Source organism: Pseudocitrobacter sp. 2023LY-00077, from assembly GCF_055796175.1.
Window position 1 is genome coordinate 169990 of sequence record NZ_JBSPEI010000010.1, and the last position, 20472, is coordinate 190461.

Consider the following 20472-nt stretch of genomic DNA (forward strand, 5'->3'; position numbering starts at 1 on the left):
TCAGGTTTTATCCTAACGTCATGAAAGTACAGGTGGTATTTCCGTGTTTGTTAGGGTTTGCTAAGAAGTTATAATATATTTGCGGTGTGTATTTTGTTGTTGTTATATATTTTGATTATGAATATTATTTGCTATGGTGTATTGATTGCAGCAAACCATTAATTATATTTAAATGAGAATTAAGAAAATATAATTTCCTGGAGTCAAGGGATATTCAGTAAAATGTAAACATTAACAATAAAGATTAAAATAATCTTACTAAAACCGCCGCCCGTGCTGTACAGGCGATGTAACGGAAGGATTACCAGCGAGAAGGGCAGGGGGCGTTTATTACCGCAAGGCGTTGGCGTAATGCCTCACCATTCGGGAACACCAGCTCCGGCGCAATCTCAAACAGCGGCCACAGCATAAACCCACGATTCTTCATATCGTAGTGCGGCACCGTCAAACGCTCGGTGTTAATCACCGCATCCCCAAACAGCATGATATCAAGGTCCAGTGTACGGGGCCCCCAGCGTTCCGCTTTACGTACGCGGCCCTGCTGCAATTCGATGCGTTGGGTATGGTCGAGCAGTGCCTCAGGGGCAAGAGAGGTTTCCAGCGCCACGGCGGCGTTGAGGTAGTCTGGCTGATCCTGCGGCCCCAGCGGAGGGGTGCGGTAAAAAGACGAGAGCGCGACAATTCGGCTGTATGGGATCTCGCCCAGCGCCTGAATTGCCGCATTGACCTGCTCCAGCGGAGAGGCCAGATTACTGCCGATTGCGATATACGCAAGGGTCATGCGTTGTTGCTCTCGCGACGCGGCGCGCGTTTGCGCGGGCGACGATGGCGACGGCGGGTATCCGGCTCGTCATCCAGGTTGGTAAGCATGTCTTTCTGCGCCGGCGGCGCGGCCACCTGGAATTCGCCCCACCATTGGGTCAGACGTTGCAGCTCCGTGTTGCGTTCCGCTTCGGCGCGCAGCGCCAGCAAATCGTAGGCGGCACGGAATTTCGGATGCTCCATTAACTTCCACGCACGTTTACCCTGGCGACGAGACATTCGCAGCTGTAATTGCCAGATATCGCGAACCAGTGAGGTAATGCGTTTTGGAATGGCCAGCGATCGGCAGGCTTCATCCAGCACGTCGTTCATTGCCAATGCGAACGCATCGTGATAGGTCAGGCCGCTTTCCTGGGTGATTTTTTGCGCCATCTCCAGCAGCGGATACCAGAACATCGCCGCAAACAGGAACGCCGGGTTCACACGCATATCGTTACGGATGCGGTTATCGGTATTTTTGAAGACCTGGCTGATGATCCGTTCCATCGCACTGTCGCCTTCTTCAGTGAAGTAGCGAGTAATGGTCGGGAACAGCGGCTGGAACAGATTGTATTCACGCAGCAGCTTATAGGTATCGTAGCCGTAGCCTGCCTGCAACAGTTTCAGCGACTCTTCAAAGAGGCGCGCTGGCGGGACGTCGTTAATCAGCGTCGCCAGACGTGGGATCGGCTCGGCGGTCTCTTCACTGATGCGCATGCTCAGCTTGGCAGCGAAACGCACGGCGCGCAGCATTCGCACCGGATCTTCGCGATAACGCGTTTCTGGATCGCCGATCAGGCGAATCACGCCTTCTTCCAGGTCCTGCATACCGCCGACGTAATCACGAACGGTAAAATCGGCCACGCTGTAATAAAGGCTGTTGATGGTGAAATCGCGGCGCTGGGCATCTTCTTCGATGGAACCGAAAATGTTATCGCGCAACAGCATGCCGTTTTGCCCACGCTGAGAGGTGGTACGGTCAGATTGCGTCTCTTCGTGGTGCCCACGGAAGGTGGCGACTTCAATGATTTCCGGGCCAAACATGACGTGGGCCAGACGGAAGCGACGACCGACCAGGCGGCAGTTGCGGAACAGTTTACGCACTTGTTCCGGCGTCGCGCTGGTGGTGACATCGAAATCTTTCGGTTTTTTGCCCAGCAGCAGGTCGCGAACACCGCCACCGACCAGATAGGCTTCGTAACCCGCCTTGTTCAGACGATAGAGAACCTTCAGGGCGTTTTCGCTGATATCTTTGCGGGAAATAGCGTGCTGCTCGCGCGGAATGACCGTCATTTGAGGACGGGCGACGGCATTGGCAGCCTCGCTTTCCTCACGGCTTAGCACCTTGCGGCAAAAATTAGCGACTCGGGTAAAAATGGTACACCTCGGTAGTGTCAGTCTTATGGACTAAAAAAATAGCGGCTAATCATAGCTCAGCATCATGCATTTGAGAATGGCGGATTTACAATCGCCCTTTCCGGCACGGTGTCAAGCGTCCAGTTATCTACAGCATTTTTCAGCAATTCGGCAAGCGTAAGATCCTGCCACTGCGCCACGACGTCCTGCCCTAAAAAGCGTAACGCCTGGGTTAAAATTGGGCGAGGATCGCCTTGTGGTAAGGCAGGCGCATGATTTTGCTTGGAAAGTTTAGCGCCTTCTGCGTTGAGCGCCAGCGGCAAATGAATATATTCGGGCTCGGGCCAGGCAAAATGGCGATAGAGAGAAATCTGGCGCACCGTCGGCTCGATTAAATCTGCGCCGCGGACAATTTCCGTCACGCCCTGAAAGCGATCGTCAACCACAACAGCAAGATTATAGGCAAACAGACCATCACGGCGATGAATAATAAAATCTTCCGTGGCCAGTCGCGGGTCGGCGATAATTTCACCGCGCAGGTTATCGTGGAACGCCAGCACAGGCTCATTCTGACGAATACGCAGCGCGGCGTTTTCCGCCCCGAGGGCTAAATCCCGGCAGTGCCCGTCATACATACCGCCAATACTCTGAATGCGTGCGCGGGTGCAGGTGCAGTAATAGCTGAGCCCTTGCTGATGCAGCCAGGCCAGCGCCTCGCGATAGGCATCATGGCGCTGCGATTGCCACAGCACATCACCGTCCCACTCCAGCCCATAATGTTCCAGCTGGCGCAAAATTGTGGTTGCGGCACCGGGAACTTCACGAGGGGGGTCGATATCTTCAATGCGGACCAGCCAGCGGCCCTGCCGGGCGCGTGCCTGGAGATAGCTGCCAAGCGCGGCTATCAGCGAACCAAAATGCAGCTCACCGGATGGGGAGGGGGCAAATCGCCCGATGTAAGGTTGTGATGACATGCTTATAGCGTCTATAAAAACGGCAAGGCGGGAATCGCTCCCGCCTTGAGAATAGTTATGGTCGTTAGCGCTGGTTAGCCGGCCATCTGTTTTTCGCGGATTTCCGCCAGCGTCTTGCAGTCAATGCACAGATCGGCAGTCGGACGCGCTTCCAGACGACGGATGCCAATTTCGACACCGCACGATTCGCAGAAGCCGAAATCTTCGTCCTCTACTTTCTTCAGCGTTTTCTCGATCTTTTTAATCAGCTTACGCTCGCGATCGCGGTTACGCAGTTCGAGGCTGAACTCTTCTTCCTGGGCTGCACGGTCAACCGGGTCCGGGAAGTTGGCTGCTTCATCCTGCATGTGTGTAACGGTGCGATCGACTTCATCCCGAAGTTGATTACGCCATGCTTCCAGAATACGACGGAAGTGCGCCAGCTGGGCTTCGTTCATATACTCTTCGCCCGGCTTCTCCTGGTACGGCTCCACCCCAGCGATGGCGAGAATACTCAGGGACGATGTTTTACGGTTTTGCCCTTCTTGCATGTTGCTTCTCCTTAACACGCACTATCGATCCCCGTGTTCGGGGGAAAAATCAGGCCGCTATAAATAGCAGATGCGATTCCGTATGGCAATTATCTAAACGTAACACTTGACAATGCTGTGAGGAAAAGCGTATTTGCGACGCAGCCCGAACACTTAATATCCAGATCACACCCGTGGTAACGTGACGGGCAACGGTGATCTCAGAGTGATGTTATCGGCAGAAAGTTCCGCTTTATAAGCCAGAATCTCTACCCCCCGTTTATGTGCTTCCGCTAACAGTTGTGCGTATTGAGCATCAATATGGTGTGCAGGTGCGAAATATTCAATGGCTGAGTGTAAAACAGTGAACAATAACACCGCCCGATCGCCCGCTGCGACAACGCCCATCAGCTCGCGTAAATGCTTCTGCCCGCGCAAAGTGACTGCATCCGGGAAGTAGCCATACTCCTTTTCCGCCAGCGTGACCGATTTCACTTCAATATAGCACCGGGGGCGATTATCCGCCTGTAACATAAGGTCAATTCTGCTGCCTTCTGCACCATATTTCACTTCAGTTTTCAGTGAACTATAGCCAACCAGCGCCGGAATCGTTTCAGACAGAATCGCCTCTTTGGCAAGCTGATTGGCGCGTTGCGTATTGACACAAATGAATGCCCCGGACTGGGTCTGAGTCATTTCCCACGTATGCGGATATTTGCGTTTAGTATTTTCTGACGTGGAATACCACACTGTGTCGCCAGGCGTGGCGCAGCCGGTCATTGCGCCGGTATTTGGGCAATGAATGGTGAGAGTTTCGCCTTCCGGCGTAACCACGTCGGCAAGGAAGCGTTTATAGCGTTGAATCAGCGTGGCGTGCTGGAGAGCGGGCGTAAAATCCATAAGGCGTCCTTGATTATTCTGAAAGTGTCCAGCGTTGAAGTGGGGTATAGCGCGTTCGACCGTTAATGAAGTTCGACTCATAAAGCACAAACTCGCTCACCGGGATTTCCCAGTGAAAGCCGGGAGCCGGAATCGGCACCGCATGCGCCGTATTACGCAGCAAAGTAAGATGCGGATGAAACGGCTGCGGGCTCTGATAACAGCCGCTACGCGCCGCCTGGGCTCTTAGCAGATTAGCCAGCTGTAACAAGCCACGCGGCGGCTGACGCGTGCCCAGCCACACCACGCGGGAACGCAGCCATTGCCCGGCGTCGTCGAGATGCAGCGTAAAGCCCGGCTGGCGGATGCGGCCCGCCATTGTCGCCAGAGCGGCCTGCTTCTCGGCGCTAATCTCACCCAGAAACGCCAGAGTGATGTGCATATTCGCCGCCGCAACCGGCCTTCCCGCGTCATCCGGGAAGTTATCCGCTCGCCAGCGCACAATCTGGCGCTGGATTTTGGTCGGGATCTCAATGGCGAAAAAGACTCTTTTCGACTCAGACATAGTGGGTACTCGGTAATGAATTGTGGCGATGCTACAATGTCCGCCTTTCAATGTTAACCCTTTGGAGCCAAACGTGTCGCTGTTGCCGGTCGCCGCTGTTCTACCCGATCTTCTTTCCGCACTGGCAAACGCGCCTGTGGTACTGCTTAACGCGCCGACGGGGGCGGGGAAATCGACATGGCTGCCGCTGCAAATTTTGCGCGAGGGTAACATTAACGGGCGGATTATTCTGCTTGAGCCGCGCAGGCTGGCGGCGCGGAATGTCGCGCAACGACTGGCTGAACTACTGGATGAAAAGCCCGGCGAAACGGTCGGTTACCGGATGCGTGCGGAAACCTGTGTGGGGCCGAATACGCGTCTTGAAGTGGTGACTGAAGGTATTCTGACGCGCATGATCCAGCACGATCCCGAACTGACGGACGTAGGGCTGGTGATCCTCGATGAATTCCATGAACGCAGTTTACAGGCGGACCTCGCGCTCGCCCTGCTGCTGGACGTTCAGCAGGGGCTTCGCGACGACCTGAAACTACTGATTATGTCCGCCACGCTGGACAACGATAAGCTGCAAAGCTTGTTGCCGGATGCGCCGGTGGTCGCCTCGGAAGGGCGCGCATTCCCGGTGGATCGCCGCTATCAGGCGCTACCTGCCCATCAACGATTTGATGAAGCTGTGGCCATCGCCACGGCGGAACTGCTCCGCGCAGAGCCGGGCTCGCTGCTGCTGTTTTTGCCTGGCGTGGGTGAAATCCAGCGCGTGCAGGCGCATCTGGCATCGCGCGTGGCTTCTGATGTGCTGCTGTGTCCACTCTACGGTGCATTGCCGCTCAGCGAACAGCGTCAGGCTATTCTTCCTGCGCCTGTCGGCAAGCGTAAAGTCGTGCTGGCCACCAATATTGCCGAAACCAGTCTGACTATCGAAGGTATCCGCCTGGTGGTCGATTGCGCGCAGGAGCGCGTGGCACGCTTTGACGTGCGCACGGGCTTAACCCGATTGTTAACCCAACGCATCAGTCAGGCATCGATGACCCAGCGTGCAGGCCGCGCAGGGCGACTGGAACCGGGTATCTGTTTACATCTGCTGGGAAAAGAGCAGGCGGAACGCGCCACTGCGCAAAGCGATGCGGAAATTCTGCAAAGCGACCTCTCTTCGCTTCAGTTAGAGCTGCTGCAATGGGGTTGCTATGACCCTCAGCAGTTAAGCTGGCTGGATGCGCCGCCCGCGGCCAATCTGGCTGCCGCACGTCGCTTACTTACGCAGTTACAGGCGCTGGACGGCGAACGTCTGACCGCGCAGGGGCAGAAAATGGCGGTGCTGGGTAACGACCCGCGTCTGGCGGCGATGCTGATTGCGGCGAAAAGTGACGATGAGGCTGCCACGGCGGCCCGACTGGCGGCGATTCTCGAAGAGCCGCCGCGGGGTGCGGGTAGCGATTTGGGTCAGGCGTTTTCGCGCAATCAGTCGAACTGGCAACAGCGTAGTCAGCAGTTGCTCAGGCGTTTGAATCGGCGCGGCGGCAAAGCGGATAGCGACGCCATTCCCGCGCTGCTGGCGCAGGGTTTTCCTGACCGTATCGCCCGCCGACGCGGGCTGGATGGGCGCTATCAGCTGGCGAACGGTATGGGCGCAATGCTCGATAGCGATGATGCGTTAAGCCGCCATGAATGGCTGATTGCGCCGCTGCTGTTACAGGGCAACGCGTCGCCCGATGCGCGTATTTTACAGGCGTACGCGCTGGATGTTGACGCACTGGCGGCACGATGCCCTCAGCTGCTTGAACAGTCCGATACCATCGAATGGGACGAGGCGCAGGGAACCCTGAAAGCCTTGCGCCGTAGCCGCATTGGGCAACTGACGGTAAAAGTCCAGCCGCTGGCAAAACCCTCGGAAGACGAATTGCATCAGGCGATGCTCAACGGCATTCGCGATAAGGGTTTAAATGTTCTGAACTGGACAGAAGACGCGCAGCAGCTACGCTTGCGTCTGCAATGTGCTGCGCGCTGGTTGCCAGATGAAGCCTGGCCGGCGGTTGATGAGGCGTCGCTGCTGGCGGAACTCGAAGCCTGGCTGCTGCCGCATATGAATGGCGTAAAATCGCTGCGCGCGTTGAAAAACGTCAATGTCAGGGCGGCGTTACACGACTGGCTTCCCTGGTCATTACGACAACGTCTGGATAGTGAGCTACCAACTCATTACACTGTGCCCACCGGAAGCCGGATAGCTATTCGCTACGATGATGAAAATCCGCCCGCGCTGGCGGTGCGAATGCAGGAGATGTTTGGTGAGGCGAGCACGCCGACTATCGCCCAGGGGCGCGTGCCGCTGGTGCTTGAATTGCTCTCCCCGGCGCAGCGGCCATTGCAGATTACGCGCGATTTAAGCGCATTCTGGCAGGGGGCGTACCGGGAGGTGCAAAAAGAGATGAAAGGGCGTTATCCCAAACATGTCTGGCCGGACGATCCGGCGAACACCGCGCCGACGCGGCGGACGAAAAAGTATTCGTGAGGGAATTTTCCCCCCTCTCCCTCAAGGGAGAGGGGATAGATCGAGCAAAAATTGAGAGATATCTTCTTCTGTTCCAAAACGGAAGAACTGAGAATCAGGCCTTTGCGCCTGAATGTTGCGGAGAGAAAGCATGGCGGGGAATGACCGCGAGCCGATTGGACGTAAAGGCAAGCCTGCGCGTCCGGCGAAACAAAAGGTGAGCCGTCGTCGCCTCAGAGATGAGGATTACGACGACGATTATGATGATGACTATGAGGATGATGAGCCAATGCCACCACGTAAAGGAAAGGGCAAGGGCGGCAAGCCTCGTAGAAAACACGGCTGGTTCTGGCTGCTGGTGAAGCTGGCTATCGTTTTTGCCGTTCTGCTGGCGATTTACGGTGTCTATCTGGACCAGAAAATTCGCAGCCGTATCGACGGTAAAGTCTGGCAGCTGCCGGCGGCGGTGTATGGCCGCATGGTTAACCTTGAGCCGGATATGCCCATCAGCAAGAAAGAGATGGTGCAGCTGTTAACGGCGACACAGTACCGCCAGGTGACCGCGATGACGCGTCCGGGCGAGTTCACGGTGCAGGCCAACAGCATTGAGATGATCCGTCGTCCATTCGATTTCCCGGACAGTAAAGAAGGGCAGGTACGCGCACGTCTGACCTTTGACGGCGATCATCTGGAAACCATTGAGAATATTGAAAATAACCGCCAGTTCGGTTTCTTCCGTCTCGATCCGCGTCTGATCACCATGCTCTCGTCACCAAACGGCGAGCAGCGCCTGTTTGTGCCGCGTAGCGGTTTCCCGGACCTGCTGGTGGATACTCTGCTGGCAACCGAAGACCGCCACTTCTACGAGCATGATGGTGTGAGCCTCTACTCTATCGGTCGTGCGGTGCTGGCGAACCTGACGGCGGGCCGGACGGTGCAGGGCGCGAGTACGCTGACTCAGCAGCTGGTGAAGAACCTGTTCCTCTCCAGCGAACGTTCCTACTGGCGTAAAGCCAACGAAGCGTACATGGCTGTGCTGATGGATGCGCGCTACAGCAAGGATCGCATCCTTGAGCTGTATATGAACGAGGTCTATCTCGGTCAGAGCGGCGATAACGAAATTCGCGGTTTCCCGCTGGCTAGCCTGTACTACTTTGGCCGTCCGGTGGAAGAGCTGAGTCTCGATCAGCAAGCGCTGCTGGTAGGGATGGTGAAAGGGGCGTCCATCTACAACCCGTGGCGTAACCCGAAACTGGCGCTGGAGCGTCGTAACCTGGTGCTGCGTCTGCTACAGCAGCAGAACGTTATCGACCAGGAGCTGTATGACATGCTCAGCGCGCGTCCTCTGGGCGTGCAGCCGCGCGGTGGGGTGATTTCACCGCAGCCAGCGTTTATGCAGATGGTGCGTCAGGAACTGCAGGCGAAACTGGGTGATAAAGTGAAAGATCTCTCCGGCGTGAAGATCTTCACCACCTTCGACTCAGTGGCACAGGATGCGGCAGAAAAAGCCGCAACGGAAGGCATTCCGGTGCTGAAGAAACAGCGTAAGTTGAGCGATCTCGAAACGGCGATGGTGGTGGTTGACCGCTTTAGCGGTGAAGTCCGCGCGATGGTCGGCGGCGCAGAGCCGCAGTTTGCCGGTTATAACCGCGCGATGCAGGCCCGTCGTTCCATTGGCTCGCTGGCGAAACCGGCTACCTATCTGACGGCATTAAGTCAGCCGAATCAGTATCGCCTGAACACCTGGATTGCCGATGCGCCGATTTCTCTGCGTCAGCCAAATGGCCAGGTGTGGTCTCCGCAGAACGATGACCGTCGCTTTAGCGGTCAGGTGATGCTGGTGGATGCACTGACGCGTTCCATGAACGTGCCGACGGTTAACCTCGGTATGGCGCTGGGCTTGCCGGCAATTACCGATACCTGGCAGAAACTGGGCGTGCCGAAAGATCAGCTGCACCCGGTTCCGGCGATGATCCTGGGCGCACTAAACCTGACGCCGATCGAAGTGGCGCAGGCGTTCCAGACCATCTCCAGCGGCGGTAACCGCGCGACGCTTTCTGCATTGCGTTCGGTAATTGCGGAAGACGGCACGGTGCTGTATCAGAGCTACCCGCAGGCTGAGCGTGCCGTTCCGGCACAGGCCGCGTATATGACGCTGTGGACCATGCAGCAGGTTGTCCAACGGGGTACGGGTCGTCAGCTGGGCGCAAAATATCCGGGCCTGCATCTGGCGGGTAAAACGGGTACCACCAACAACAATGTCGATACCTGGTTTGCCGGGATCGACGGCCGTGAAGTGGTGATCACCTGGGTCGGTCGCGATAACAACCAGCCGACTAAGCTGTACGGGGCGAGCGGTGCAATGTCGATTTATCAACGCTATCTGGCAAACCAGTCACCGATCCCGCTGGTGCTGACGCCGCCGGAAGATATTGTCGATATGGGCGTCGATTACAACGGCAACTTTGTGTGCTCTGGCGGTTCACGTATGTTGCCGGTGTGGACGACCGACCCGGATGCACTCTGCCAACAGGGTGAGATGATGCAGCAGCAACAGGAGCAGCAGTCGGGCAATCCGTTCGACCAGTCCTCTCAGCCGCAGCAGCAACAGCAGCCACAGGAGCAGCCGAAGAAAGAAGAGAAAGACAGCGACGGCGTCGCTGGCTGGATCAAGGATATGTTTGGCGGTAATTAATATCGTCAACGCGCAAAGCCCGCTGAGTTAAGCGGGCTTTTTTATGCGCGATTGTCAGAATGTCGTAATGACTAAAACCAATCTATTAACCCTCTGTTTTCATCTGGTTATTTCTTGAACCTTTAACCCACCATACCCCCTATATTGCTTGCTATATCGCCGCCGTTTGGCCTATTATTCGGCGGTTATAATAATAATTCTCGTTTACGTTATCATTCATCATTTCATCAGAGATATACCAATGGCGCATCTGAAAACTGCTCAGCCAAACCACTCGCTGCGTAAAATCGCAGTCGTAGTAGCCACAGCGGTTAGCGGCATGTCTGTCTACGCACAGGCGGCGGTTGAACCGAAAGAAGAAACTATCACCGTCACTGCGGCTCCTGTTTCCCAGGAAAGCGCGTGGGGCCCGGCACCGACTGTCGCGGCGAAACGTTCAGCGACCGCAACCAAGACCGACACGCCGATTGAAAAGACGCCGCAGTCTGTTTCGGTTATCACTCGTCAGGAAATGGATACTCGTCAGCCGACTACGGTAAAAGATGCGATGGCCTATACGCCGAGCGTTTTCTCTACCCGTGGTAGCTCTTCCACTTATGATGTTGTTTCTATTCGCGGATTTACTGCACCTACTACCGTAAACACCAACCAGTATCTGGATGGTATGAAACTTCAGGGTAACAACTATTCTGAAGTCTCCATGGACCCCTATTTCCTGGAACGCGTTGAAGTTATGCGCGGGCCAACGTCTGTGCTGTACGGCAACAGCAACCCAGGCGGTATCGTGAGCATGGTCAGCAAACGCCCGACCACCGAACCCCTGCGCGAAATTCAGTTTAAAATGGGAACGGACAACCTGTGGCAGACCGGCTTTGACTTCAGCGACGCGATCGATGATGCGGGCGTGTGGTCCTATCGTCTGACGGGTTTAGGACGCAGCCAGGACACCCAGCAAGAGATGGCGAAATCAACTCGCTACGCGATTGCGCCTTCCTTCAGCTGGCGTCCGGATGATAAAACTGACTTCACCTTCCTGAGCAACTTCCAGAGCGATCCGGATGCGGGTTACTATGGCTGGCTGCCGCGTGAAGGCACAGTTGTGCCTTATGTTGATGCGAACGGTAACTCACATAAGTTGCCGACCGATTTCAACGAAGGCGAAAAAGACAACAAGATGCAGCGTCGCCAGCAGATGGTGGGCTACAACTTCTCTCATGCGTTTAACGATACCTTCACCGTGCGCCAGAACCTGCGCTACGACCAGGTGAAAACGCTTTATAAAGCGGTATACGGTTTTGGCTATGACGGCGCGGGTAAAATTAACCGCAACTATGTTCGTTCTGACGAAGCCCTGAATGCCTTTACCGTTGATACGCAACTCCAGTCCAACTTTGCTACCGGCGACGTTGACCATACGTTGCTGACCGGCGTCGATTACTCGCGTATGCGTAATGACGTTGATGCGCTTTACGGCTCTGCCAGCCCGCTGGATATGAGCAACCCGCAGTATGGTAATGCGAATGTGTCCGTCAACTTCCCGTACGCGGTACTCAACCGTATGGAACAGACGGGGCTCTACGCGCAGGATCAAATCGAGTGGGACAAGTGGGTGCTGACGCTGGGTGGTCGCTACGACTACGCGAAAACCTCAACTCTTACCCGTTCAAGTAACTCTTTAGCTGAGAAGAACGACCAGCAGTTCACCTGGCGCGGTGGCCTGAACTATCTGTTCGATAACGGTATTTCTCCGTACTTCAGCTACAGTGAATCTTTCGAGCCGACTTCTGGCTCAACGAAAGAGGGCACGCCGTTTGATCCGTCTCGCGGTAAGCAGTACGAAGCGGGCGTGAAGTACGTGCCTAACGACCGACCGATTGTGCTGACTGCGGCGCTGTATGAGCTGACCAAAAATAAAAACCTGACGGCGGATCCGAACGATCCTACCGGTATGTATAGCGTACAGGCGGGTGAAATTCGCTCTCGCGGCGTTGAGCTGGAAGCAAAAGCGGCGCTGAATGCGAACATCAACCTGACGGCTGCCTACAGCTACACCGATGCAGAATATACTGAAGATACTATCTTCAAAGGTAAGCGTCCGGCGGAAGTTCCGCGTAATCAGGCTTCCCTGTGGACGGACTATACCTTCTACGATACCGTTCTGAGCGGTCTCACCTTCGGTGCGGGTGTACGTTATACGGGTTCAACCGTCAGCTACTACAAAAACGATACCTCGACCGGGAAGAAAAACGATTCGTTCAATGTCGGCAGCTACACCGTGGCTGATGCGATGGTAAAATACGATCTGGCGCGTTTCGGCCTGCCGGGTTCGTCTGTTGCTGTGAACGTCAACAACCTGTTTGACCGTGAATATGTCTCCAGCTGCTATAGCGAATATGCATGCTACTGGGGTGCGGAACGTCAGGTTGTCGCGACAGCGACCTTCCGCTTCTAATCTCTCCTATCGGGCGCGGTTTATCCGCGCCCTTTGACAAGTTGACGGCTATGCAGGACATCACAACCCCTCCAGATACCACCTTTGCACTCGATAGCGTCTCGTTTCGGGTTCCAGGTCGCACGCTGCTTCATCCTCTCTCGCTCACCTTTCCGGTTGGGAAAGTGACCGGCCTCATCGGTCACAATGGCTCCGGTAAATCCACACTGCTGAAAATGCTTGGGCGTCATCAGCCGCCATCGGAAGGTGAGATTCTGCTGGACGGACAACCGCTCGACAGCTGGAACAGCAAAGCGTTTGCCCGCAAAGTCGCCTATCTGCCGCAGCAGTTGCCGCAGGCGGAAGGGATGACGGTGCGGGAGCTGGTGGCGATTGGTCGCTACCCGTGGCACGGGGCGTTGGGGCGTTTTGGCGCAGCCGACCGCGAAAAAGTGGAAGAAGCGATTACCCTGGTCGGGTTAAAACCGCTGGCCAATCGTCTGGTGGATAGCCTCTCCGGCGGTGAACGTCAACGCGCGTGGATTGCCATGCTGGTGGCGCAGGACAGCCGCTGCTTACTGCTGGATGAGCCGACCTCGGCGCTAGATATCGCGCATCAGGTTGATGTACTGGCGCTGGTGCACCGCTTAAGCCAGCAGCGCGGGCTGACGGTGGTGGCAGTGCTGCACGACATCAACATGGCCGCGCGTTACTGTGACTATTTAGTGGCGCTGCGTGGCGGCGAAATGATCGCTCAGGGCACGCCTGCTGAGCTGATGCGCAGCGAAACGCTGGAACATATTTATGGTATCCCGATGGGGATACTGCCACACCCGGCAGGCGCAGCGCCGGTAAGCTTTGTCTATTGATGGATGCCTCCTCTTTGATTAGCCGTCGGCGTTTACTGACGGCGATGGCGCTCTCGCCGCTGCTCTGGCAAATGCGCAACGCGCAGGCGGCGACGGTCGATCCTCATCGTATTGTGGCGCTGGAGTGGCTCCCGGTTGAGCTGCTGCTGGCGTTGGGCGTCACGCCTTACGGTATTGCCGATATCCCAAACTATAAGCTGTGGGTGAATGAACCCGCCTTGCCGGACTCGGTGATTGACGTTGGCCTGCGCACCGAACCCAACCTCGAACTGCTTACCCAGATGAAACCCTCGTATCTGGTCTGGTCGGCGGGCTATGGCCCTTCGGCAGAGACACTGGCAAAAATTGCGCCGGGGCGCGGTTTTGCTTTTAGCGATGGTAAGCAACCGCTGGCGCAGGCGCGTCACTCGCTTGTCGAAATGGCGCAACTGATTGGCCGCGAGCCGCAGGCGCAACAGCACCTGCGTGATTATGATGCCTTTGTTGAAAGCCTGAAGCCGCGCTTTGCGATGCGCGGCGAACGCCCGTTATTGATGGTCACTTTGTTGGATGCGCGGCATATGCTGGTTTTCGGGCCGAACTGCCTGTTCCAGGAGATGCTCGACACGCTTGGTGTTAAAAACGCCTGGCAGGGCGAAACCAACTTCTGGGGCAGTGTGGCGGTGGGTATTGATCGCCTGGCCGCCTACAAAGATGCGGATGTGCTCTGTTTTGACCACGGCAACGACCCGGAGATGCGTAAGCTAATGGCGACGCCGCTGTGGCAGGCCATGCCGTTTGTGCGGGCGAATCGTTTTCAGCGCGTGCCGGCGGTCTGGTTCTACGGCGCGACGCTCTCGGCGATGCATTTTGGCCGCGTGCTGGATAACGCGCTGGGAGGCAAAGCATGAGAACCAAAATCTCTCCATTTGCCGCCCTGTTATTGCTGGCGTTGTTTATTGTGGCGCTGGCGCTGACCTGGTTTAACTTTAACATTGCATTGCCGCGCGGACAGTGGTTACAGGCGCTTCGTCAGCCGAATATTGATTCTATCGACCAGATGTTGTTCCACTATAGCCTGACGCCACGGCTGGCGATTTCGCTGTTGGTGGGCGCGGGGCTGGGGCTGGTCGGCGTGTTGTTCCAGCAGGTGCTGCGTAACCCGCTGGCGGAACCGACCACGCTTGGCGTGGCGACCGGCGCGCAGCTTGGCATGACCGTCACCACTCTGTGGGCGATCCCAGGCGCGTTGACCTCGCAGTTTGCCGCGCTGGCCGGAGCCTGCATTGTCGGTGCGCTGGTGTTTGGCGTGGCATGGGGCAAGCGACTTTCGCCGGTGACGCTGATTCTGGCGGGGCTGGTGGTCAGCCTTTACTGCGGCGCGATTAACCAGCTGATGGTGATATTCCATCATGACCAGCTACAAAGCATGTTCCTGTGGAGCACCGGCACGCTGACGCAAACCGACTGGAGCATCGTCGAGCGTCTGTGGCCGCAGCTGCTGGGCGGAGTGATGCTCACGTTGCTGCTGTTGCGCCCGCTGACGCTGATGGGGCTGGATGACGGCGTGGCCCGCAACCTGGGGCTGGCGCTATCGCTGGCACGTCTGGCGGCGTTGACGCTGGCGATTGTGATCAGCGCCTTCCTCGTTAATGCGGTAGGCATTATCGGCTTTATCGGCCTGTTTGCGCCGCTGCTGGCGAAGATGCTCGGCGCGCGCCGTCTGCTGGCACGTCTGATGCTGGCGCCGCTGATTGGCGCGCTGATCCTCTGGCTCTCGGATCAAATCATTATCTGGCTCACCCGTGTGTGGATGGAAGTCTCGACCGGCTCAGTTACCGCGCTGATTGGCGCGCCATTGCTGCTGTGGCTGCTCCCGCGCCTGCGCAGCATGACCGCGCCGTCGATGAATGCCAGCGACAGCGTCGCGCAGGAGCGTTATCACGTGCCTGTATGGGCCATCGCCGGGCTGGTGATTCTGCTGGTGGCGGTTTTTGTCGCGCTGGCGTTTGGCCGTGATGCCGATGGCTGGCACTGGGCGAGCGGTACGCTGCTGGATGAACTGTTGCAATGGCGCTGGCCGCGCGTACTCTCTGCGCTGATCGCCGGGATGATGCTGGCGGTGGCGGGCTGTATCATTCAGCGCCTGACGGGTAACCCGATGGCCAGCCCCGAAGTGCTGGGGATCAGTTCCGGCGCGGCGTTCGGCGTGGTGTTGATGCTGTTTATTGTGCCGGGCAACGCCTTTGGCTGGCTACTGCCTGCGGGCAGCGTTGGCGCGGCGGTGACGCTGCTGATTATTTTGATCGCCGCCGGGCGCGGTGGCTTCTCGCCGCACCGCATGCTGCTGGCGGGAATGGCGCTCAGCACTGCGTTTACCATGCTGCTGATGATGTTGCAGGCGAGCGGCGATCCGCGCATGGCGCAGATCCTGACGTGGATTTCGGGCTCAACCTACAATGCGACCAGCACCCAGGTGCTGCAATCGGCGGTGGTGATGGCGGTGCTGTTCCTGCTGGTACCGTTGAGTCGCCGCTGGTTAACGATTCTGCCGCTGGGGGGCGATACTGCGCGGTCTGTCGGTATTGCGCTAACACCTGCGCGCATTGCTTTACTCTTGTTGGCAGCCAGTCTGACGGCGGCGGCCACGCTGACCATCGGCCCGCTGAGCTTTGTTGGCCTGATGGCACCGCATATCGCGCGCATGATGGGCTTCCGCCGTACAATGCCGCATATCGTGATGTCTACGCTGGTAGGGGGCTTGCTGCTGGTGTTTGCCGACTGGTGTGGGCGCATGATCATGTTCCCGTATCAGATCCCGGCAGGGTTGCTGTCGACCTTTATCGGCGCGCCGTACTTTATTTATTTGCTGAGAAAGCAGAGTCGTTAGAAAAGACCCTCACCCCGGCCCTCTCCCTGAGGGAGAGGGGGAAAACAAGCGCCGGTCGGTTCCCTCTCCCTGTGGGAGAGGGTTAGGGTGAGGGGCTACAGCTGCGCAAACACCTTACGCGCGGCATCAATAGTTTTATTGATATCTTCCGGCGTGTGCGCCACAGACATAAAGCCCGCTTCAAACGCCGACGGCGCCAGGTAAATCCCTTCGTCCAGCATCAGGTGGAAGAAACGCTTGAAGCGCTCCACGTCGCACTTCAGGACGTCCTGATAACAGGTCACCGTTTGGGCGTCGGTGAAGAAAATCCCGAACATGCCGCCAACGTGGTTAACCACCAGAGGAATGCCCGTCTCTTCAGCCACTTCCAGCAAACCTTCTGCCAGTTGGGTAGTGAGCTCGTCTAAGGTTTCGTGCACGCCCGGCTGCGCCACCTGCGACAGGCATGCGTAGCCTGCGGCCATTGCAATCGGGTTACCGGAAAGCGTACCTGCCTGATAAACCGGGCCGGTTGGCGCCAGTGCGTCCATCACATCGCGGCGTCCGCCGAATGCGCCGACAGGCATGCCGCCACCGATGATTTTGCCAAGGCAGGTCAGATCCGGCACGACGTCATAGTAAGACTGCGCGCCCGCCAGAGCGACGCGGAAACCGGTCATGACTTCATCGATGATCAGCAGCGCGCCAAATTCATCGCACAGGGCGCGCAGGCCCGGCAGGAATTCTGGCAGCGGCGGTACACAGTTCATGTTGCCCGCGACCGGTTCCACGATGATACAGGCGATCTCCTGCGGGAACTGCTCGAACGCCTCGCGCACAGAGGTGAGATCGTTATAGGTGCAGGTCAGCGTGTGTTTGGCGAAATCTGCCGGAACGCCTGGGGAATTTGGCTGGCCGAGGGTCAGCGCGCCGGAACCGGCTTTCACCAGCAGGTGGTCGGCATGGCCGTGATAGCAACCTTCGAATTTGATGATTTTATCGCGGCCCGTGAAGCCACGCGCCAGACGAATGGCACTCATGGTCGCTTCCGTACCGGAGTTCACCATACGTACCATGTCCATGGTCGGCACCAGTTCGGTCACCAGTTCCGCCATTTTTACTTCCATTTCGGTTGGCGCGCCGAAGCTCAGACCACGCTCAGCAGCTTCAATCACCGCGTTACGGATGGTGGGGTTATTATGGCCCAGCACCATCGGGCCCCAGGAACCGACGTAATCCACGTAGGCTTTGCCATCCGCATCATACAGGTAAGCCCCGTCCGCACGTTCGATAAACAGCGGTGTGCCACCCACGCCGGTGAAGGCGCGTACCGGTGAGTTGACGCCGCCGGGAATAAGTTTTCGCGCTGCGTTGTAGAGGTTTTCCGATTTGCTCATGAAACGGCTCCTGATTCGGGGGAGGAAAATGATTAACGGGCTATTCTAATTATTCCAGGAAGGTTATGAAAGTTTTGCGGAATTGAAACACCTGGTGATTCAGGGGAATTTTTACGCGACGAGGGGCGAGAGGCCCGCTAGAATGCCCCCTTCGGATTTGTATTACCAATTAATGATAAGCAGATGAAAGCAGATTCTTCCTCTTTTGAGTCACAGCAAATTGCGCGCTTACGTCGTGGCGATACGATACGGCGGTTGTTGAACCGCGATAAAACGCCGTTAAAAATTCTGTTGATGGCCGCGCTGGTCGGTACCGTCGCTGGTTTCGTCGGCGTGGCGTTCGAAAAAGCGGTGAACTGGGTGTCTAACCTCCGGATGGCGTCGATCGCGCATGTCGCGGATCACTGGTTTATCGTCTGGCCGCTGGCCTTTATTCTTTCCGGGCTGCTGGCGATGGTGGGCTACCTGTTGGTACGCCGCTTTGCGCCGGAAGCGGGGGGCTCCGGCATCCCTGAAATCGAGGGCGCGCTGGAAGAGTTACGTCCGGTCCGCTGGTGGCGCGTGTTGCCAGTGAAATTCATCGGCGGGATGGGGACGCTCGGGGCCGGGATGGTACTCGGGCGCGAAGGGCCGACGGTGCAAATCGGCGGTAACATCGGGCGCATGATTGGCGATATCTTCCGTATGCGCAGCGCCGAAGCGCGTCACACCCTGCTGGCAACCGGCGCGGCGGCGGGGCTGTCAGCGGCGTTTAATGCGCCGCTGGCGGGGATCCTGTTCATCATTGAAGAGATGCGCTCGCAGTTTCGCTATAACCTGATCTCGATAAAAGCCGTCTTTACCGGCGTGATTATGTCCAGCGTGGTGTTCCGCATCTTTAACGGTGAAACGCCGGTGATTGAAGTGGGCAAACTGACTAACGCGCCGGTGAATACGCTGTGGCTTTATCTGATACTGGGGATGATTTTTGGTATCGTCGGCCCCATTTTTAATACGCTGGTGTTGAGAACGCAGGATATGTTCCAGCGCATTCACGGTGGCGAAATCAAAAAGTGGGTGTTGATCGGCGGCCTGATTGGTGGGCTATGCGGCGTGCTTGGGTTGATTGAACCGGCGGCGGCGGGCGGGGGGTTTAACCTGATTCCGATTGCGGCTGCGGGTAACTACAGCGTAGGTTTGCTACTGTTTATCTTTATTGCCCGCGTGCTGACCACGCTGCTTTGCTTCTCCTCCGGCGCACCGGGCGGGATTTTCGCCCCAATGCTGGCGCTGGGCACGCTGCTGGGCACCGCGTTCGGCATGGCGGCAATGAATGTGTTTCCGGGCTATCATCTGGAGGCGGGCACGTTTGCTATCGCAGGCATGGGCGCATTGATGGCTGCATCGGTACGCGCGCCGCTCACCGGAATTGTGCTGGTGCTGGAGATGACCGACAATTATCAGCTCATTTTGCCAATGATTATTACCTGCTTAGGTGCCACGCTATTAGCGCAGTTCCTGGGCGGCAAGCCGCTCTACGCCACGATCCTGGCGCGAACGCTGGCGAAACAGGAAGCGGAGCAGGCGGCAAAAGCCCAGCAAGCGGCAAAAGCCCAGCAAGCGGCCGGGCAGAATACTTGAATGAATTACCAGGGTATTAGATAATGACCAAAAGAATCGGGTTATTATTTGCCCAGATTACAGTATTAATGGGAGCAAAAAATGAGTGATGAAGTCGTGCTGCCGCTGGAGTTTACCGACGCCGCAGCCTCTAAAGTAAAAGACCTGATTGCGGATGAAGACAATCCGAATATGAAACTGCGTGTGTATATCACCGGTGGTGGTTGCAGCGGTTTCCAGTATGGCTTCACCTTTGACGATCAAATCAACGAAGGCGACATGACCATTGAGAAACAGGGCGTGGGTCTGGTCGTTGACCCGATGAGCCTGCAGTACCTGGTTGGCGGTTCTGTTGATTACACCGAGGGTCTGGAAGGTTCTCGTTTCATCGTGACCAACCCGAACGCGACCAGCACCTGCGGCTGCGGTTCTTCGTTCAGTATCTGATACTCGCCGGATCGCGTTAACGCGCATCCGGCCTGGAAAATAATATCGCTCACAGAGGCGGTAAATATAAAAAGCCTGAATACCTTTGGTGTTCGGGCTTTGTTTTTATGGCTGATAACACGGAATGTAACTTTTTAATATTAAAGGACTTAATTATGAAATACGCTACATTAGCGGCTGTTTTTGCATTTACTCTGGCGGGCTCACACAGTGCAATGGCTCTGGATATTCAGCCTGGTGAATGGGTCATGGAAAGTCAGGGGACGGCTATCCATATGTGTTATACGGAAAAAATGGCTGAAGATTCGAAAAAAATCGCCAAAGGTTTTGAAACTACCGCAGAAGGTTGTACCACGAAGTTTACTGAAAGCACGGATACGTTGCTGGTAAACGAAACCACCTGCGATAAGCCAGACAGCAAAATGCACACCGTGGTTGAGACGAAAAAAATCAGCGATACCGAGTTCCATATGACCATGAAAATGGATCTCGAAAACGGTGGCCAGAAGATGAGTACCAGCAGCGAAACCGTGCAGAAGTTTGTCGGAAAAGAGTGCTCAGAAGCGTCGAAAGGGAAGGCGCAGAAATAATTCTCAGGCCCGATGGCGTTGCGTCATCGG

The 20472-nt window shown here is 56.5% G+C and carries 16 protein-coding genes; 9 read left to right on the plus strand and 7 right to left on the minus strand.

Annotated elements, in window-relative coordinates:
* Nucleotides 1-301: 301 nt before the first annotated feature.
* The 6 genes from folK to thpR form a co-directional block, all read right to left on the minus strand.
* On the minus strand, nucleotides 302-781 hold the full coding sequence (gene folK, locus ACWWFX_RS14625) for a 2-amino-4-hydroxy-6-hydroxymethyldihydropteridine diphosphokinase (protein WP_473224121.1): 480 nt from the start codon (nucleotides 779-781) through the stop codon (nucleotides 302-304).
* Entirely contained in the window at nucleotides 778-2178 is a 1401-nt protein-coding gene (pcnB, locus tag ACWWFX_RS14630; RefSeq protein WP_276221785.1) for a polynucleotide adenylyltransferase PcnB, read from the minus strand. The genes folK and pcnB overlap by 4 nt, the downstream gene beginning before the upstream one ends.
* A 62-nt stretch (nucleotides 2179-2240) precedes the next feature.
* Nucleotides 2241-3131: a tRNA glutamyl-Q(34) synthetase GluQRS gene (gluQRS, locus tag ACWWFX_RS14635; RefSeq protein ID WP_276221652.1), complete on the minus strand. Its 891-nt coding sequence runs from the start codon at nucleotides 3129-3131 to the stop codon at nucleotides 2241-2243.
* A gap of 74 nt (nucleotides 3132-3205) precedes the next feature.
* The gene (gene dksA, locus ACWWFX_RS14640) at nucleotides 3206-3661 is read right to left on the minus strand and encodes an RNA polymerase-binding protein DksA (RefSeq protein WP_002463986.1); all 456 of its coding nucleotides are present in this window, start codon (nucleotides 3659-3661) and stop codon (nucleotides 3206-3208) included.
* A gap of 165 nt (nucleotides 3662-3826) precedes the next feature.
* Nucleotides 3827-4540, minus strand: coding sequence for a DNA/RNA nuclease SfsA (gene sfsA, locus ACWWFX_RS14645; protein ID WP_473224122.1), 714 nt, complete (start codon nucleotides 4538-4540; stop codon nucleotides 3827-3829).
* 13 nt (nucleotides 4541-4553) lie between these two features.
* On the minus strand, nucleotides 4554-5084 hold the full coding sequence (gene thpR, locus ACWWFX_RS14650) for an RNA 2',3'-cyclic phosphodiesterase (protein WP_276221650.1): 531 nt from the start codon (nucleotides 5082-5084) through the stop codon (nucleotides 4554-4556).
* A 73-nt stretch (nucleotides 5085-5157) separates the two neighbouring features.
* Here thpR and hrpB point away from each other — a divergent pair, with 73 nt between their 5' ends.
* The 6 genes from hrpB (at nucleotide 5158) to fhuB (ending at nucleotide 16430) form a co-directional block, all read left to right on the plus strand.
* Nucleotides 5158-7587, plus strand: coding sequence for an ATP-dependent helicase HrpB (hrpB, locus tag ACWWFX_RS14655; RefSeq protein WP_473224123.1), 2430 nt, complete (start codon nucleotides 5158-5160; stop codon nucleotides 7585-7587).
* A 130-nt stretch (nucleotides 7588-7717) separates the two neighbouring features.
* On the plus strand, nucleotides 7718-10261 hold the full coding sequence (gene mrcB, locus ACWWFX_RS14660) for a bifunctional glycosyl transferase/transpeptidase (protein WP_327621845.1): 2544 nt from the start codon (nucleotides 7718-7720) through the stop codon (nucleotides 10259-10261).
* 241 nt (nucleotides 10262-10502) lie between these two features.
* Entirely contained in the window at nucleotides 10503-12713 is a 2211-nt protein-coding gene (fhuA, locus tag ACWWFX_RS14665) for a ferrichrome porin FhuA (protein WP_473224124.1), read from the plus strand.
* Nucleotides 12714-12763: 50 nt separating this feature from the next.
* Nucleotides 12764-13561, plus strand: coding sequence for a Fe3+-hydroxamate ABC transporter ATP-binding protein FhuC (gene fhuC, locus ACWWFX_RS14670; RefSeq protein WP_231825344.1), 798 nt, complete (start codon nucleotides 12764-12766; stop codon nucleotides 13559-13561).
* Nucleotides 13561-14451 carry a Fe(3+)-hydroxamate ABC transporter substrate-binding protein FhuD gene (gene fhuD / locus ACWWFX_RS14675; protein ID WP_473224125.1) on the plus strand — a complete coding sequence of 297 codons (891 nt, stop codon included), beginning with the start codon at nucleotides 13561-13563 and terminating at the stop codon, nucleotides 14449-14451. Before fhuC ends, fhuD begins: the two co-directional genes overlap by 1 nt.
* Complete coding sequence (gene fhuB, locus ACWWFX_RS14680; protein WP_473224126.1) at nucleotides 14448-16430, plus strand: Fe(3+)-hydroxamate ABC transporter permease FhuB; 1983 nt, start codon at nucleotides 14448-14450, stop codon at nucleotides 16428-16430. Before fhuD ends, fhuB begins: the two co-directional genes overlap by 4 nt.
* Nucleotides 16431-16525: 95 nt before the next feature.
* Here the strand turns inward: fhuB and hemL are convergent, their stop codons facing one another.
* Complete coding sequence (gene hemL, locus ACWWFX_RS14685; protein WP_456147174.1) at nucleotides 16526-17806, minus strand: glutamate-1-semialdehyde 2,1-aminomutase; 1281 nt, start codon at nucleotides 17804-17806, stop codon at nucleotides 16526-16528.
* 183 nt (nucleotides 17807-17989) lie between these two features.
* Here hemL and clcA point away from each other — a divergent pair, with 183 nt between their 5' ends.
* The 3 genes from clcA (at nucleotide 17990) to ACWWFX_RS14700 (ending at nucleotide 20442) form a co-directional block, all read left to right on the plus strand.
* A complete protein-coding gene (clcA, locus tag ACWWFX_RS14690; RefSeq protein ID WP_473224127.1) occupies nucleotides 17990-19426 on the plus strand; it encodes a H(+)/Cl(-) exchange transporter ClcA in 1437 nt (478 codons plus the stop codon).
* An 81-nt stretch (nucleotides 19427-19507) separates the two neighbouring features.
* The gene (erpA, locus tag ACWWFX_RS14695) at nucleotides 19508-19852 is read left to right on the plus strand and encodes an iron-sulfur cluster insertion protein ErpA (protein ID WP_015965859.1); all 345 of its coding nucleotides are present in this window, start codon (nucleotides 19508-19510) and stop codon (nucleotides 19850-19852) included.
* Nucleotides 19853-20007: 155 nt separating this feature from the next.
* Nucleotides 20008-20442, plus strand: coding sequence for a DUF3617 domain-containing protein (locus ACWWFX_RS14700; RefSeq protein WP_473224128.1), 435 nt, complete (start codon nucleotides 20008-20010; stop codon nucleotides 20440-20442).
* Nucleotides 20443-20472: the final 30 nt, after the last annotated feature.